Origin of the sequence: Methylobacterium sp. SD274 (assembly GCF_017355285.1) — a bacterium.
Lineage (GTDB): Bacteria > Pseudomonadota > Alphaproteobacteria > Rhizobiales > Beijerinckiaceae > Methylobacterium.
This window is the reverse complement of the sequence record NZ_JADIJP010000080.1, coordinates 1-659: the sequence shown is the minus strand read 5'-3', so window position 1 is coordinate 659 and position 659 is coordinate 1. Positions and strand designations below refer to the sequence as shown.

Here is a 659-nt window from a genome sequence, read left to right as displayed (position 1 = left end):
CGAGCCCAAGCAGGACCCGAGCGTCATCCCGGTGATGTGCTGTGACACGGTCAACCGTGGCCTGGCCTATGCCGACGGCGCGATCATCCTGCACCAGGCTGACACCACCGTCGTCTCGCTCGACGCCAAATCCGGCAAGGTGAACTGGTCCGTCGTCAACGGCGACCCCAAGAAGGGTGAGACCAACACCGCGACGGTTCTGCCGGTCAAGGACAAGATCATCGTCGGCATCTCCGGCGGCGAGTTCGGCGTGAACTGCCACGTCACCGCCTACGACTCGAAGTCGGGCAAGAAGGTGTGGCGCGGCTACTCGCAGGGCCCCGATGCCGACATGATCATGGACCCGGAGAAGACGACGTCTCTCGGCAAGCCGGTCGGCAAGGATTCCTCGCTGAAGACCTGGGAAGGCGATCAGTGGAAGACGGGCGGCGGCTGCACCTGGGGCTGGTTCTCCTACGACCCCAAGCTCGACCTGATGTATTACGGCTCGGGCAACCCCTCGACCTGGAACCCCAAGCAGCGTCCGGGCGACAACAAGTGGTCGATGACCATCTGGGCACGTAACCCCGACACGGGTGCGGCCAAGTGGGTCTACCAGATGACCCCGCACGACGAGTGGGACTACGACGGCATCAACGAGATGATCCTCACGGATCAGA

General features: G+C 63.4%; 1 pseudogene. It reads left to right on the top strand.

What is annotated here, in order from left to right:
- Positions 1-659: pseudogene (xoxF1, locus tag IPV08_RS24325) on the top strand (lanthanide-dependent methanol dehydrogenase XoxF1); the annotation flags it as partial.